General features: G+C 36.2%; 12 protein-coding genes. 6 read left to right on the top strand and 6 right to left on the bottom strand.

From position 1 onward, the window contains the following. The first annotated feature begins 145 nt into the window (after positions 1-145). Entirely contained in the window at positions 146-1,318 is a 1,173-nt protein-coding gene (locus tag NF867_RS13140; protein WP_252588462.1) for a DUF4468 domain-containing protein, read from the top strand. Positions 1,319-1,792: 474 nt separating this feature from the next. Here NF867_RS13140 and NF867_RS13135 read toward each other — a convergent pair whose 3' ends face one another. Further along, positions 1,793-2,194, bottom strand: coding sequence for a DUF1801 domain-containing protein (locus NF867_RS13135; protein ID WP_252588461.1), 402 nt, complete (start codon positions 2,192-2,194; stop codon positions 1,793-1,795). A 328-nt stretch (positions 2,195-2,522) separates the two neighbouring features. On the opposite strand from NF867_RS13135, the gene NF867_RS13130 reads away from it, so the two are divergent. Together NF867_RS13130 and NF867_RS13125 are read left to right on the top strand one after the other, a co-directional pair. Beyond that, positions 2,523-4,385 carry an alpha-amylase gene (locus NF867_RS13130; RefSeq protein WP_252588460.1) on the top strand — a complete coding sequence of 621 codons (1,863 nt, stop codon included), beginning with the start codon at positions 2,523-2,525 and terminating at the stop codon, positions 4,383-4,385. A gap of 689 nt (positions 4,386-5,074) precedes the next feature. Then, positions 5,075-5,623, top strand: coding sequence for a YSC84-related protein (locus tag NF867_RS13125; protein WP_252588459.1), 549 nt, complete (start codon positions 5,075-5,077; stop codon positions 5,621-5,623). Positions 5,624-5,980: 357 nt separating this feature from the next. On the opposite strand, the gene NF867_RS13120 is transcribed toward NF867_RS13125, so the two are convergent. The 3 genes from NF867_RS13120 to NF867_RS13110 all read right to left on the bottom strand — a co-directional run bounded on the left by NF867_RS13120 (position 5,981) and on the right by NF867_RS13110 (position 7,163). Further along, positions 5,981-6,301 carry a hypothetical protein gene (locus tag NF867_RS13120; RefSeq protein ID WP_252588458.1) on the bottom strand — a complete coding sequence of 107 codons (321 nt, stop codon included), beginning with the start codon at positions 6,299-6,301 and terminating at the stop codon, positions 5,981-5,983. A gap of 149 nt (positions 6,302-6,450) precedes the next feature. Beyond that, on the bottom strand, positions 6,451-6,960 hold the full coding sequence (locus tag NF867_RS13115) for a hypothetical protein (protein WP_252588457.1): 510 nt from the start codon (positions 6,958-6,960) through the stop codon (positions 6,451-6,453). Continuing rightward, positions 6,957-7,163, bottom strand: a complete 207-nt coding sequence (locus NF867_RS13110) for a hypothetical protein (protein ID WP_252588456.1) — start codon at positions 7,161-7,163, stop codon at positions 6,957-6,959. The genes NF867_RS13115 and NF867_RS13110 overlap by 4 nt, the downstream gene beginning before the upstream one ends. A 341-nt stretch (positions 7,164-7,504) precedes the next feature. On the opposite strand from NF867_RS13110, the gene NF867_RS13105 reads away from it, so the two are divergent. The 3 genes from NF867_RS13105 (at position 7,505) to NF867_RS13095 (ending at position 10,060) form a co-directional block, all read left to right on the top strand. Next, positions 7,505-8,197 (top strand): ROK family protein, encoded by a 693-nt coding sequence (locus NF867_RS13105; RefSeq protein ID WP_252588455.1) that lies wholly within the window; start codon positions 7,505-7,507, stop codon positions 8,195-8,197. Positions 8,198-9,023: 826 nt separating this feature from the next. Further along, complete coding sequence (locus NF867_RS13100; protein ID WP_252588454.1) at positions 9,024-9,779, top strand: hypothetical protein; 756 nt, start codon at positions 9,024-9,026, stop codon at positions 9,777-9,779. A gap of 20 nt (positions 9,780-9,799) precedes the next feature. After that, the gene (locus tag NF867_RS13095; RefSeq protein WP_252588453.1) at positions 9,800-10,060 is read left to right on the top strand and encodes a hypothetical protein; all 261 of its coding nucleotides are present in this window, start codon (positions 9,800-9,802) and stop codon (positions 10,058-10,060) included. 11 nt (positions 10,061-10,071) lie between these two features. Here NF867_RS13095 and NF867_RS13090 read toward each other — a convergent pair whose 3' ends face one another. Together NF867_RS13090 and NF867_RS13085 are read right to left on the bottom strand one after the other, a co-directional pair. Then, a complete protein-coding gene (locus NF867_RS13090) occupies positions 10,072-13,215 on the bottom strand; it encodes a DUF3427 domain-containing protein (protein WP_252588452.1) in 3,144 nt (1,047 codons plus the stop codon). After that, positions 13,208-13,597: a (deoxy)nucleoside triphosphate pyrophosphohydrolase gene (locus tag NF867_RS13085; protein ID WP_252588451.1), complete on the bottom strand. Its 390-nt coding sequence runs from the start codon at positions 13,595-13,597 to the stop codon at positions 13,208-13,210. Before NF867_RS13085 ends, NF867_RS13090 begins: the two co-directional genes overlap by 8 nt. Positions 13,598-13,610 lie beyond the last annotated feature (13 nt).

Below are 13,610 nucleotides of genomic sequence, written 5' to 3'. Positions count from 1 at the left end.
TCAAATCACCATAGTGCATTTCATAAAAAATCTATACAATGTAACCTTTAATTAAGAAATCAGTAATAAACCTTAACCAAACTATTACACTATTTTCTTATAAATTAAACCATTTCATTACAATTAATTATTATTTGTAAATTTTATGAAGAAATTTTTATTTCTGTTCCTATTCATCTTACCTGCTCCCTTATTTGCTCAAACTCTTCAATTTCCAATGAGTGATAGCACAAACAAAATTTCCTACAAAGCTTCAGTTAAAGTAGATACTGCTTTTAACAAAGTGGAGCTTTTTCAAAGGGTAAAAGATTGGATTCAACTTAATTTCCAACAAGAAAATAAGGTGCTGCATAAAGATGATTTACCTAGTGGAACCATCATTGCAAAAGGATTTGCGGGTTATACAACTAAGCTAAACAATGCCGAGTTTCATAACAAACTTACCTGGACCATGACCATAACCGTTCGTAATGGAGGGTATAATTATGAAATGACAGACATCTATTCATCAGAAAACGCTTCGGGCAATAATGCTTTTACAGCAACCTGGACCACTCCTATTGAAGATCTTATTTTGAGTGAAATTGCATTTAAAGATAATGGCGATTATAAGCCATTGAATAAAATGCATGCGGTTGCCACCGATAAGTCTATTAAAGAGGTAATTGCAGGTTTGAATAAGTATCTTAATCCTTTTGAAGAATCTATCATTGCTAAAAGAGCAGCTCAATTAAATGCCGAGTTTAACAAAAACAATCCTGCACAAACCGCTGCTAATACAAATCCCGCACCTACTCCATCAGAACAAAAACCAGCTACAACAGTAGCTATAGCTTCAACTAATAATCAGGCTAAGGTTGAAACCAAAGCTGAAGTACTAGTAGCCAACAATTCATCAACCATTGAACCCGTGAAACAGCAGTCGGTTGTAGCTGAAATACCAGCCAATAAACCTGTTGAGGCACCAAAAACAATGGAAGATTTAAAGAAAATGCAGGACAACATTAAGAAATTAGAGTTGGAACTGAAGCGTCAAAAAGAAACAGAGGAGGCAAAACTGAAACTGCAGAAAGAAATTGATGAGTTAAATGCTGAGATAAAACAGTTAGAAGATAAAAAAGCTAAATTAAATGCAGATAGCACTGCTAGCACCGATTCACCTAAAACAATGGAGGATTTGAAAAAAATGCAGGATAATATTAAAAAGCTGGAGGCTGCAATTAAGATTCAAAGCGAAATAGATAAACTAAAAGAAGACGTTAAAAAATTAGAAACTAAAAAAGCTAATTTAAGCTCGGATCTGGCAAGTGCAAAATAGCAAGCTTGGTTCCAATAACGTTTTTTAATCATATCACCCCTCGCCCGAAAAGGCAGGGGTGTTTTTTTTTGCAGTTCTAACAAATTTTTGAACTATAGTGAGGCCGCTTTAACTGATTTTGTAAGACCCTTTTATTCAACAAAATAGGCCTAAACGTTATTAATATCCTGTATTAGTCTATTTATACCCAAAAAAAATGCACCGTCCAACGGGGAGTCAGACGGTGCATACAATTAAACCAAACCGTATATGTATATACAATCTTCATTCCGAATGTTGCCAAACCCTATTCAACTATAGGTAATCAATAAAAATTACTTATAACCAATAGTTTATCAAAATGACTATTAATTAGCAGATTTTAGGATAGTGCATTTAAAATTGGACAGTTGTGTATGGTGATTGACACTACAGTAACAAAACTTATACTTTAAGTTAAAAAATATAATCTTTAGTAACTATAATAATACATCACTACTTTAATCGTTCTAACTTACCTTTTCTTTTGATCAGGTTTTTATAGTCCCATTGAATATGGATGGATTTCTCTAACCAACGTCGTAGATCTTCGATATTTATTTCATTTGAAGAGGTGTAACGTACTTCGGCAGCTTTAAATGATCCTTCATTAGCCAAACCGGGTTCGCCAAATGATTGCCCACTCCAAAATAATAAGCGAACACAACCTTTTAATTTGCTGTATCCGGCAATGGGATTTCCGTCTAAAAACCATACTGGATGAGCATGCCAAATTTTTCGTTCAGCAACGGGTAAATTATTGGTAATTTCTTGGGCGAGGATATTACAAATAGTACGATCTTCTTGTTCCAGCGCATCATTATACGATTGAATATCTACGTGTTTTTCGGTAGTCATGATTGTTTATGTTTATTTATTGCAACAAAGCACCTTAATTTACCAAATTTGTTAGTGTCGTTTACGATTTAAAAGGTGAAACGATATTGCCTATAAACAGGAATACTGAAATAACCTTAATGCATAGTTGCAGCTCTTGAGTTGAGCCTCCGATCTACTGCAATGCATTAAATTATCTCCTCAACAGCGAACAAACACATCTTCCTGTTTATCAAATATTTAAATATATTTTGTTTTTGTAATTTTTTAATTACAATTTACATATCACACTATATATGTTCTAAATCAGCCAGTTAGAATTTTATTTAAAACAGCCAATTTTATTATTATGAAAAAAAACTTAATGCAAAACTGCATTACAGTCTCTCCTGCCAGGGAGCGCCTTGTAATGCAATTATTTAAACAAACATCTTTAATCCTTGGATTATTCATTACACTAAATTTTTCACTTTCCTCCTGTAAAAAAGATTTAGAATTAATAACAAAAGCTGATCTAAACCAAGAGATTTCAAAGCCAAATAGTTCTAAATCTACCGAAGCCGTACCAGGTCAAACCGGGGTAATGATGCAGGGCTTTTATTGGGATGTACCAATGACTACCCCTGCCGGCTCCTGGTGGCAAAACTTACAAGCTAAGGCCACTGAATTATCACAAGCAGGTATAACCGCCATTTGGATTCCGCCAGCCAATAAAGGAGGAAGTGTATACGATGTGGGTTATGGAGTTTACGACCATTATGATTTAGGGGAGTTTAATCAAAAAGGAACCGTGGCCACACGTTATGGAACATTAGGTCAGCTTCAGTCGGCCATTTCAGCACTTCATCAAAACAACATTGGGGTTTACGAAGACATCGTGATGAATCATATGATGAATGCTGATTATTCGGAAACGGTGAACGGTAAAACCGTATGGACCGGGTTTAACTTCCCGGGTAGAAACAATACCTACAGCTCTTTTACCTGGAATCACAATAATTTTAACGCAGTAGACCAGAGCGGCTGGATCATGTTCAATAACTGGGATTTTCAGCCTTATAACAATGGTGATTTTTATGATGGGTTGATGGGTTGCGAGATCAGATTTTCAGATGCTGCACAAAGAAACGAAATGGTTACCTGGGGTAATTGGATCACGCAGAAATTAAGTTTGGACGGTTATCGCTTGGATGCCGTAAAACATATCCATACCCCATTCCTTAATCAATGGCTCGACAATGTAAAGGGGGCTCGTTTTGCTGTAGGCGAATGCTGGTCAAATGACATTCAAAATCTTCAGAATTACGTTTCATCAACCGGAGGCAGAATGAGCCTTTTTGATGTTCCATTGCACTACACATTTAAAGCGATGAGTGATGGCAACGGTAGTTGGGATATGCGAGGCCTGCAGTTTGCAGGTTTCACAGAGGCCAACGGTGATTTATCAGTTCCATTCGTTGACAACCACGATACAGATGCACCTTCGGGTGCTTTACGCTCGCCGATTGTTAATTTAAAGATGCTGGCCTATAGTTATATTCTACTGCGCCACAAAGGCTATCCATGTGTGTATTATAGAGATTATTATGAGTATGGATTGGGTAACCAAATTAAAAAACTGATAGAAATTAGAAAGAACAATGCCTACGGAGCTGCAAATGAATACACCAGTGTTAACGATGCGGATGTGTATGCCTATTCGCGTGCAGGAGATGCTACCCACAAGGGCTTATTAATGCTATTGAATGACGGAAGCAATGCCGCGAGTAAAGGCATTACTACTCCATTCCCTAATGCAACACTAACGGATAAAACAGGTAATACTGCAGGCACTGTTACTACAAATGCAAGCGGTTATGGTGTTTTCCCTGTTAACGGACGAAGCTATGCAGTTTGGGTACCAAATAGTACAGGAGGCGGTTCTAATACAGCGGTTACCTTTAATATTACCTTTAGCAATACTGTTTCCGGACAGGATCTTTACATTGTTGGAAGTATACCGGCATTGGGAAGTTGGAATACGGCAAATGCTGTGAAAATGACTTGCCCTGCATGGCCCGCATGGACACAAACCATTTCATTGCCAACCGGGCAGTATATCGAGTATAAGTATATCCGCAAGGATGCAAGCGGCAATGTTTTGTGGGAACCCGGATCAAACAAAAACATTACACCTGCCGGATCATCACAAACTAGAAACGATACATGGTAGAATGATTTAGATATATATAGTGAAAACAAAACAGGTAAGTGTTCTTCGCTTACCTGTTTTGTTTTATAACTATTCCATTTACTGAATAACGAATATTTTATAACCTATCGGGTATAGCTAACTCTCCTTCTTTTCACAAGCTATTCATTAAAAGAATCTACTTAAAGTCATACTATTATTTGAAAATTAAAACAAATTAACTTCTGATAGTCGGCCGAACGCCTAGATACTTTCTCCTTGATGAGAAAGTATCCAAAGAATCAAGACAAAACGATGCTACCACCCACAAACCCTTCGCATGGCCCGCCGTTTTGTCTTCCCCTCGCTCAAAGCATATGTCGATTATTGCAAAGGTTATAGAACAAATCAGGCTAAAGTTTTACTATTTAGCTTAAATTCAATTTTCGGGTTAGCTGCCCTTTATTTTTTAGGCCTTGTGCTGCTTGTGGGCATGTGCGAGGAAGAATAGGCTGCCATGTTCCGGCAACTCGTACTTACCTGGTTTAACTGGGATGGAGACGAAAGATTACCGAAGGCTGGCGTAAGAACATATATTCCTTGAGATTGATTCTTCGAAAGACGGAGACTTGGAAAAACATTTTAAGCCAATTCAATATTTACTTAATATCAACCCATCTATTAAATAAGAGCAATAGACCCTTATCATTCATTAATAAAAATTTACCACAATGAAAAAGCACCTCATTATTAGAATTGGGCAATCAATAATGATTTTTTGCTCATTATTAATTGGAGCTGTAGCAATAGCTCAATCAGACAAAGACAAAAAACTAATGGCTGATTGTGATACAGCCAAGGCAGAATTTCTTCGTACGGATGCCTTATTAAAAAATTTATTTGCCGGCGCTTATGGATATGTCATTCTGCCAAATGTAGGCAAGGGCGGGATGGTTGTAGGCGGTGCCTCAGGGAATGGTTTCGTTTATGAAAAAGACAAAATAGTAGGAAAAGCCCAAATGACTCAGGTAACTGTTGGTTTTCAATTTGGTGGACAAGCCTACAGGGAACTCCTGTTTTTTGAAAACAAAGCAGCTTTGGATCATTTCAAGGCCAACAAAGTGGAATTCTCAGCACAGGCTTCAGCAGTGGCTGCCACTGCAGGTGCTTCTGCAAATGCGAAGTATACAAACGGTATCATGATATTCACCCAACAAAAAGGGGGCGTAATGTACGAGGCATCGGTCGGCGGCCAAAAATTTAAGTTTTCGGCGTTTTAATCTTTCGGCTTGGCTCAAGATGTCTTTAGCTTCCATGTTTAACTTTGAGACTGGTATTGGAGTCCTATCCTATCCTCTTACATCCATTCTGCAAGGGCGTTAGGTAGCCTGCCGACACCCTGAATATCAGTCAGTCGTATGTAAAGATCCGGCTCAATCGTGCTAAAAACATGTTTTGAAAAGAAATGGAGAAGTTTTATAAACCGGAAGACCTATTTGAATTCAACCGTATTTATTGCGATAAGATGGTGCAAGATGTGATGGAAAAATTAAAATAATTCGAAGATAGTTACAACCACATCTAAAACAACAATACTACCCTACTTACTAAGATGGCATTGTTATTTCTATTATGCTTTATCGCGGCACTATTTCAATCATTTTGGGGTCTTGACATATTTGAAAAATTGAATAAGCAATAGTCACTTTCATTGCGCCTTTACTCTTTTCAAGCAAGTTATATAGTGTAGGAAGTGCGTCTTTCGATTTTATGTATCCAAGTCCGACTATTGGCCAGTTGTCTCGAAGGCTTAAAGCTTTAATAAGCTCAATTTCTGCTACTTTTAATTCTTCTCTCGTAAAGTTGTCAAGCAGATATAGAGGAACTCCATCCTTTCTTTGTGCCCAAGTATTTGCTTCTAAAAACTCTTTTCTAAATAGGTCAAGATTGTTTTTCATTGTCACAATTTATAATTGGTGCTAACGCTAAAGCTTGACTTTCGGCGCGAGAACGCCAAGCTCAATGGTCTGTCTGATGCAAGATATAATTCGGTTCAACTTCAAGTTACTCGTCATACTTACTGACGGCAAGCCTGTAACATGATAAGTTATTGTTTAATTTTGATGGAATTAAAGAACTTTTGTTTCAAAGCTTGGCATTCATTGTTGTCTCCATCAAGGAACCAGCATTGAACATTGTAAATAGTTCCTTTATAAACAATTACCCGACCATTTACAATCATTGATTGTCCTGTGGAAGAGTGCTTAGATTTAATACTAAATTCTTTTCCTTGTACATTTGAGTTTTTAAAGTCCTTTTTATAGATAAGATGCGGTTCTTTAGCTGCATTCAAAGTTCCTTGAATAACGCCGTCATATACTTGTGTAAGTTCTTGCTGATTATTCAAATCGTGTTTGCTTGAAATGTTTTTGGCGACAACAGCAAAAAGACACTCCTCACTTTTATAAGAATAAATCTGTTTGCCATCAACATTCTTCATTTCGACTTTTTGAGGAAACTCGATGGTCAATTTTGAATCAATATTGATTTCAACCCAATTATTTCCTGAGGTAAATGCGAAAAGAAATATTATAAAAACAAGAGCTATTTTTTTCATTCTTTTATTGATCTAAGTCCTGTTTTAATAAGTAAAAAAACTAATCCACTCAAAATGAGCTGCCATATCAAATACCCAATTGATCGACTCAATTCATAAGTAGAGCTTTTGTCCATTATTAAAAAAGAAAAAAGTCCTTTAAGAGTATGTATAGCTAAAACTCCTCCAGCTACAATCAATACGATTCCCCAAATTTTTTTCATAAAGTAGTGTCTTTTTTATAATTGCAATAACGTTAAAGTTTGCCGAAGGCGCCAAGAAACTCATGCGTCTTTGTCCACTGTAGTATAAATATACTGATTGGTTTATAATTTGGATCCCAATAACCATCCAAATTGAGAAAAAAACAGCATAAGAAATTGTCTGGTAATAATTAAAAATCAATAACTCTCCTGAAAATATTGGTTAAATTCATGATCTGTTCAATTATGACAAACCCGACTCAAGATTCACTTGTTGCGAGCTTTAGCAAAATACCTCCAATGCTTGCGACGAAGAGTGGGTGAGAATAAGTAAAAAATGGATTTGATTTAAAACTTAAAGCATGAATATTTTATCTATAGATATTGGGGGCTCTAATATAAAAGCAACAATATTAAACGCTGATGGCGTTCCCATCTCAGAATATGCGAGAATGCCAACACCAGAGCCTGCCAATCCTGAAAATGTTCTGGAGCTGATAAAAGAACTTGTTCAACCTTTAGGAGAGTATGATAAGATATCGGTCGGCTTCCCCGGTTATGTAAAAAACGGCGTAATAAAAACAGCCCCGAACTTGGGTACTAAAGACTGGGAGGATTATGATCTGCAGACGGCTATTGCAGCAATGTTGGGCAAACCTACCATAGTAGTAAATGATGCAGATCTGCAGGGCATTGGCATGGTAAGTGGCAAGGGACTTGAAATGATGATAACATTAGGTACAGGTTTTGGCACCGCATTACTGCTTGATGGCAAGTTATTGCCGCATTTTGAAATTTCACATCATCCAATAAAAACAGATAAAGATTACGATGACTATGTTGGTGAGAAAGCTTATCAGAGAAGAGGTAAAGACCACTGGAATTACCGAATGAAAAAAGTATTGGCTGTCCTTAAAACTGTTTTTAATTATGACCGCTTATATATCAGTGGTGGTAATGCTAAAAACTTAGCTATTGAACTCGACGATAATATAATCATTGTAAATAACCGTGAAGGAATTAAAGGTGGTGCCAGGTTATGGACCAATGAGTGAAAAAAGATCTGGATTGTTATTCCCAATTATAAATCATGAGCCAAATACATTTACTATTCGGCTCAAATATTCTTAAATACTGAGCCAAATAATATATGAATTTGGCTCAATTTCTTTATAGTCTTTTTAGGCACTCAATCTGCAGCCCGTAATATCAATGACTTAGTTCCTTTTGTACAACTTAAAGGAGTTAGGGTTTACAGGGTTGCGATTATCACTTATCATCGGGCAGACTATCGGTTCATTTGCAAATGGAAGTGAGGCTTGGCTTAACACTCACAGATCAAGTTTTCCCAATCTCCGTTTTTCAAGCGATCAATTTTAACAGTGATTTTTACTACACCTGCCTTCGGCAATTTTTCGCCTCCTCGGTCGGCGGGACCGAATATTCCCGACGGAACTGCGTCCAATTCGCCTTCAAACCTTACCGCACCGGCCTGAATTGGCCAAGGTTCCTTACGTGAATATTGAATGATTTAGGGCTATTCCTCCCATGTTGTTCGCCTAATATCAATACCAGGGCTTCCACTCAACAGCGAATGAGAAGGGTGAGAAGTACAAACTATCTACTCTTAAGTAGGATCATACTCGACGTATACTCGACGCATACTTGACGTATACTAGACGTATACTAGACGTATACTAGACGTATACTCGAGGTATATACTATATAACATGTCCTTATATAACCACTTAACATGCTAAATGAACCATTTTGGTGCAATGCGAACGGACTAATTGACAATTGATTATTGGTGAGCCATATTTGAATAAGCTCTGACGAAGTGCTGAGGCTGAAAGTAAATAAAACTTAAAAAAATCTACAATGACAAAACAACATGGACTGATTAAACTAGAAGGAACTATCGAGGATATTTCTTTCTATAAGCGCAATGGAACTTATTGCGCACGCCGTAAGGGTGGGGTTTCTGGTAATCGAATCGCACGTGATCCTTCTTATGCACGTACCCGTGAAAATAATAATGAATTCGGGCGAGCAGGAAAGGCTTCAAAATTAATCCGCCAAAGCTTAGGTTCATTATTGCAACCTTACAATACCAGAAACCTGCATACCCGGTTGGTGACACTGTTGCTGCGCATCATAAAAACCGACAACATTCATGCCCGCGGACAGCGCACAATACAAAATGGAGAGTTGGGTTTTCTGCAAGGTTTTGAATTTAACGAAGATTGCCAGTTGGGCACCACTATCTATGTGGCTTACGGCACTTCGATCGATCGCGCGACTGGTATACTAACCGTACAATTGCCGGAACTTAAGCCGATCTCGGATCTGGTTTCTCCCTCCGGTGCTACCCATTTCCAACTGGTGATGGCTGGCATGGCTCCGAACTTCGACAACCTGAGTTCGGAAGTACAAAGTACCCGCAGCGCCTTTTTATCCTTGACCAACTCTATTGCTGCTGCTCAAATACTTACTGTTACCTTAACAAACTTCAGTGATTTTCCGTTGGTACAAATTCTTGGTATTGAGTTTTTTCAGGAAGTAAATGGGCAATATTACCCGTTGAACAGTTTTTCGTTTAATGCATTGAAATTGATCGGAGTTTCGTCATCATAGATACGTTACTTACCAAGGGAATGGTCACGATTGAAACGCTGTCTTTGGAAGAAGATGGCGTTTTTTTATATAAAAGCAATGAAAATGTAGTAGTTGCTTATAAAGGCCATTTCTCGAAAGACTTTGGACAACAAGGAGATGAAAGTTATTTAAAGCTTCAAATATTCAAAACCGTTATTGGAGGCTATAGTAATCAAAGGTTGAATTATTTCTTTGAACTTTTCTTTTGGGCTTCCAGTGTTAAATCTATAATCATTTTATTTCTGCAATTAATTTCCTAAGAATTTAAAAGTTAACCCACAGCCATTTTAGCAGAATCCTTCCATAAATATGCAGGCATCGGCTCTTCTAACTTCCACTCTATGCTCATTGGCTTAGCCCCTTGATAATTCAGAAAATCAACCTTACCTAAGAATACATATGACATTGTAAAACCATATTCATCGCCATTTTGCTCTCTCACAAAAAGCAATACATTCTTTTGTAACTCTTTGTGGTTTATGTAAGATTGTCCTTTGGGAGAATTAGGGCTTGTAGAGTTTTGTGATTGCCAATGAAAAAGTGTATCTGTAATAGCATAGTCATCATACAAAGTAGTTGGAGAATAATCTTTCTCCGATTTCTTTAGGGTAACAAATAAGATCTCTGTATTTATATCACTGATAAAGGCAACTCCTTCTCTGTTTGAGGCTTGTTTCTGAAAAGTATGTAATCCAAAAGCAGAAAGAATTTGATCTCTATTATATCTACTATGAACTTTAAGTGGCTGAACAAAATCCAACTCTATTTCTTTTTCAATAAAATCAACCTTTGATAGTTGAAGTTGAATGAATTCTTTAAGTTCTTCAATTAAAATCGGACTTAGCATTAGTGTCGATAAACTTTCTTTTAAATCTTCGAACCCCATTTTTGGACCCGACTCTTGCCATATATCATAATGAAGCATCAATGCCATCTTTTTCTCCTCTTCACTTAATAAATCGAAATCAATGCTTGATTCAATTACGCGTAAAACAAAGTTGAGATATGAAGTTGAATTGCATTGTAAAAGCTTCTTACTTATTGTTCTGAATAACTCTTTCTCATTTGGTTCATTAAAATCATTGATTACTCCAGCATCTGCACATAAGCGTTTCCAGCTATCTTTCCGGTAGATTAATGGTAGATCAAGATGATAAAAATTAAGAAAGTTATTGAGGGTTAAAGGTAGAGTTGATTGATGTTTGAAATTTCGAATCTTTCCAATTAACTGAGTTCGATTGAACCCAATTGCTTGTTTAATATTGGCTAAAATATACTCCTTCGCTTTTCTCTCCAATACAATTGAACATCCTAAAGGCAAATGGGGAAAATCACTTTCTATTTCTTTTTGAATAGAAGTATGTGTTTTTCCGATCAATGCTCTAAACTTATGTTCAAAATCATATTCCGCTCTAGCGTTACCAACAAAGTCCAAAACAGTTAAACATTCTTTGTCTTTGGATAACCTCAGTCCCCTACCCAATTGTTGTAAAAAAATCGTCAAACTTTCTGTTGGTCGAAGAAACAATACCGTGTCGATTTCGGGTATATCAACACCTTCATTAAATATGTCGACAACAAATAAGTAATTGATTGTACTCGATTTAAATTTCTCTCTAATTATATCTCTATCATCGGAATTATCACTGGTCAAATAATCCGCTTTAAAGCCGGCTAAAACAAATTTTTCAGCCATATATTTTGCATGTTCTTGACTTATACAAAAACCTAAAGCCTTTGGAGTATGAATGTCTGTAAGATATTTATCAAGATTCTTTATGATGTCAGCTACTCTTCTGTCAGACTCAGTATACAAATGGGTTAATTCAGAAACATCATACCTCCCATTTCTCCAGCTAACCTTTGATAAATCTACACTGTCTGATAATCCAAAATATTGAAATGGACATAGAAGTTTTCTATTTAGCGCTTCAGGCAATCGGATTTCAGCAGCAATTGTATTACAAAAATCCCTTAATATATCCTCCCCATCCATTCGTTCAGGAGTTGCTGTTAAACCTAGTAGAACTTTTGGTTTAAACTTCTCTAATAACGGTCTATAACTATTTGCGGCAATATGATGTACTTCATCAATGATGATAAAATCATAATAGTCTTCTGAAAGACTTAAACTCTTTAATTGATTGTTTAAAGTTTGAACAGAAGCAAAAACAAAATCATAATTTGTAGGAGCAAGCCCTGCAACCCATAGTTCTCCAAAATTATTTTCCTTTAAGATATGCTGAAATGCTTCTTGAGCTTGTTCTAAAATCTCTTTCCGATGAGTTACAAATAGTAATTTAGCACTTGAATTTTCCTCTTTAAACCTCTTGTAATCAAAAGCAGAAATGATTGTTTTACCTGTTCCTGTTGCAGCAACAACTAAATTTCTAAAATGATTGTGAGTTAATCTTTCAGCCTTAAGTTTTTCTAATATTTCTTCTTGATAAGGGAAAGGCTTTAAGTCAAAAAAGGAAAGTATAGTTTTACGGTCTTGGTATTTTTGAGCTTTTAATGCATTATCAAGCTTTTTTACATCTTCACCATTACGATAATATTCAAAATCATTGTCTAACCAATAAGTATCGAATGTTCTTTTGAATTTATCTATGATGTGGCTGATCTCTTTAGAAGTGACTTTTAAATTCCATTCAAGTCCGTTTGTAAGAGCTGATCTTGAGATATTAGAGGAGCCAATATACCCTGTATTAAAGCCTGTATTTCTTAGAAACAAATAAGCTTTTGCGTGGAGACGTTCATGCTCGGAATTATAGGATACTTTTATTTCAGTATTAGGCAATGACGATAAAAGCTCAATTGCTTTCACATCAGTTGCTCCCATATAAGAAGTTGTAATTATTCGTAGTTTCTTACCACTTTCAGTGAACGATCGAAGTTCCTTCTCAAAAATCCGAATTCCTGAGAACTTTATAAATGACACTAACCAGCATATTTCGTCTGCCGAAAGTATTTCTTTTTTTATCTCACTTTCAAGAGAAAGACCAACATTGCTTCCTGTAAACAATTCACTTTGAGAAAGGCGAGAATAGGGCGTAATCTGCTTTAAAAATAATTCAAAATCAGAAAAGGAAGCATCAACTTTGGAGAATACAGCTTGTAAAACTTTACCTTCAGTATGAAGTAAATCATTTTCAAAATCAATGTTATTTAGTTCTGTTCGTAATAATTGAATAACCTTATTACACAATTCTACTTGCTTCTCAACTTTATCATCACCAGTATACGAGTTTAAAGCAAAACGAATACTTTCTGACAAATAAACACTTAAATAACGGGCGGCTTCTTCTTTGTCTATTTTGGTTTCACTGATATAGAATTCATCCAGACTTAAGGATTCTATTTTTTTCCAAAGAAGCTTATTTATTAACTGTTCGTAAATTCCTAATTCAAGCATTTTTTAAGATCAAATATTCCTCAAGAATTGGCAAATCAGCTTCTGCCCAATCCAACTGTTTTAATTGATGTGGTTTCAACCATTTATACTCCTTATGTTCCAGTAGAATAATTTGCCCTTCTAAAAAATGACAAACAAATGGTATCAATTTTATTTTCTTATTGGGGTATTGGTAAATATTAGGTGTCAGTTTGCTTACAACTTGAACATTAATATTTAGCTCTTCGTAAATCTCTCTAAGAATACAGTCCTCCTCTGTTTCTGTTTCATTAATCTTCCCGCCTGGAAATTCCCATTTTAAAGGCAGGGACATTAATTCACTTCGTTGAGTTACAAGGACATGATCATCTTTTTCAATTATAGCACAGGTGACATTAATCATCGAAAACAGTTGA

It is taken from the genome of Solitalea agri, assembly GCF_023914155.1.
Lineage (GTDB): Bacteria > Bacteroidota > Bacteroidia > Sphingobacteriales > Sphingobacteriaceae > Solitalea > Solitalea agri.
The sequence above is the reverse complement of the archived record's forward strand: the minus strand, read 5'-3'. Positions and strand labels throughout refer to the sequence as shown.